The sequence below is a fragment of the Blautia sp. MSK.20.85 genome, assembly GCF_013317245.1.
In the GTDB taxonomy this organism is placed as follows: Bacteria; Bacillota; Clostridia; order Lachnospirales; family Lachnospiraceae; genus Blautia_A.
In genome coordinates this window covers 1-2,558 of the sequence record NZ_JAAIUN010000064.1, presented here as the reverse complement: position 1 = coordinate 2,558, position 2,558 = coordinate 1, and the positions used below count along the sequence as shown (strand labels likewise).

General features: G+C 43.5%; 2 protein-coding genes. Both read left to right on the top strand.

From position 1 onward, the window contains the following. Nucleotides 1-151: 151 nt before the first annotated feature. Entirely contained in the window at nucleotides 152-1,696 is a 1,545-nt protein-coding gene (istA, locus tag G5B12_RS16810; RefSeq protein ID WP_118071978.1) for an IS21 family transposase, read from the top strand. Beyond that, nucleotides 1,693-2,469 (top strand): IS21-like element helper ATPase IstB, encoded by a 777-nt coding sequence (istB, locus tag G5B12_RS16805; RefSeq protein WP_055057938.1) that lies wholly within the window; start codon nucleotides 1,693-1,695, stop codon nucleotides 2,467-2,469. The genes istA and istB overlap by 4 nt, the downstream gene beginning before the upstream one ends. Nucleotides 2,470-2,558 lie beyond the last annotated feature (89 nt).

Sequence of the window (2,558 nt, the reverse complement as noted above, 5' to 3'; positions counted from 1 at the left end):
CTGTCCGGACTTTGAGAGCCACCATTCCGGAGAATGGGAGCCATATATTCCGGTAATTCAGAGCCACCTTATTGGACTCTATTACATATATTTCCTTTATACTGTAAATACACACCTTTGGTGTGAATACAGATAAAGGAGGTCGTAAATTATGACCAAGTATCGTGAAATCCTACGCTTGAAAAGCTTAGGATTCAGTGAGAGGAACATCGCACAAAGTTGCGGTGTATCCAGAAACACAGTCGCCAAGGTTTTGAAAAAAGCAGCGGAAATCAATCTTTCATGGCCGCTGGATTTTGACATGACCGACAGTGCGCTAGAGGAGCTGATGTTTCCTAAAGATAAGTCGGCAACGAATAAACGTATGCCAAACTTTGACTACATCCGCAAAGAACTTCTGCGGAACGGCGTAAACAAAAAACTTCTCTGGGTAGAATACTGTGAGGAGTGCCGCATGAGCAGCGAAGAGCCTCTAATGTATTCTCAGTTCTGCTACTACATCCAGAAGGATGAAGAAAAACGCAGGGCTACCATGCATATCCCTAGAAAACCAGGTGAACAGATTGAAGTTGACTGGGCCGGTGACCCTGCTCACATCATTGATCCGGACACCGGAGAAATCACAAATGCATGGATATTTGTAGGTGTATTAACTTACAGTCAGTATGCTTTTGTAAAAGCATATATGAATGAGAAAACCGACAACTGGATCAAAGCTCATGTCCAGATGTTTGATTTCTTTGGCGGTGTCACACCTATGCTCGTTTCTGATAACTGCACAACCGCAGTGAATCATAAAAAGAGTGACTGGTACAACACTGCCTTAAACACAACTTATCATGAGATGGCAGAACATTACAATCTTGCCATCCTTCCGGCCAGAGTCCGGAAACCCAAAGATAAACCGAATGTAGAGGGATCGGTAGGAAAGATATCCACATGGATAACAGCAGCCCTTCGCAATGAACAGTTTTTCTCTCTTGCAGAATTGAATGCTTCAATCCGTGAAAAACTGGATGCCTACAACGCCCGTAAATTCCAGAAAAAGGAATGTAGCAGACTCAGTTTATTTCTTGGGGAAGAAATGCCATTACTGGCTCCGTTGCCTGCTACACCTTTTGAACTGGCTGAGTGGAAACAAGCCACCGTCCAGTTTAACTATCACATCGCAGTAGACAGAATGTTCTACTCCGTGCCTTATCAGTATATCAAAAATAAGGTTGATGTGCGTATAACAGATACAACGGTTGAAATATTTTATAATCACAATCGTATTGCCTCTCACAGACGACTCTATGGACGAAGCGGTCAGTATTCTACAGTGACAGAACATATGCCGCAGGAACACCAGAAATATCTGGAATGGAACGGTGACCGATTCCGTAAGTGGGCTGATTCGATTGGAATTAACACAAGTAAGGTTGTCGATGCAATACTTACCTCCGGCAGGATTGAACAGCAATCCTACAGAAGCTGCATGGGATTACTGAAACTGGCAGAAAAATATTCGCCAGAAAAACTGGAACAGGTCTGCGCTAAGGCGCTCTCTTATTCCGGTAAACCCAGCTATAAAAGTATCAAAAATCTATTGGCTGCAACAAAGGATGCACCTGATACCGAATCAGAATCATTTCAAGCAGTAAAACCACATGGCATAACCAGAGGAGCCAGATACTATGGAGGTAAAAAATCATGACAAATCAAAGTACAATCGATAAACTTATTGAAATGCGTCTGACTGCTATGGCAGATGCATTCCGCATCCAGATGGATGATCCTGCAATGAAGGAAGTTCCATTCGAAGATCGGTTCGGCATGCTTGTTGATGTCGAATACAGCAACCGCAAAAACAATCGTCTGAAAAGGCTGATCCGCCAGGCTGAGTTTGAACAGCCAGATGCCAGCATCGCAGCGATTGATTACCATTCTGGACGAAAGCTGAACAAAGCACTGATCAACCGTCTGGCAACCTGTGAATACATTACAGAATACCGAAACATCTTTATTACTGGAGCAACCGGAAGTGGTAAAACTTATATGGCCTGTGCCTTTGGCATGGAAGCATGCAAGCACTATTACTCAGTACGGTATGTACGGCTTCCTGATCTATTATTGGACTTACAGGCTGCCAGGGACAATGGAACTTTCTCAACTGTCCTGAAGAAATACACCAAGCCAATAGTACTGATCATTGATGAGTGGCTGCTTCTTAAACTGACAGAAGCTGAAGCCAGGAATCTTTTTGAACTGATACATAAACGACGAAAAAAATCTTCAACGATCTTTTGTTCTCAGTTCCGTGAAAGTGAATGGTACCAGCAAATCTGTGATGGTGAAAGTACTCTTGCCGATGCCATCATGGATCGTATATCGTATGATTCCTATAAGATCGATATTGAAAGTGTTGACCCATCTAAAGACCTCTCTATGAGAGAAGTATATGGACTGGATCCAGCAATGGCAAAGTAACTTAATAAACAAAATGGGGTGGCTCCGTTAGTCCGGACAGGTGGCTCTCGCCACACCGGACTGGCGGCTCTGCCGCACCGTAATATTCA

Excerpts from the sequence above, each read along its gene's own strand:
- istA (WP_118071978.1), top strand. The coding sequence starts at position 152 with ATGACCAAGTATCGTGAAATCCTACGCTTGAAAAGCTTAGGATTCAGT.
- istB (WP_055057938.1), top strand. The coding sequence starts at position 1,693 with ATGACAAATCAAAGTACAATCGATAAACTTATTGAAATGCGTCTGACT.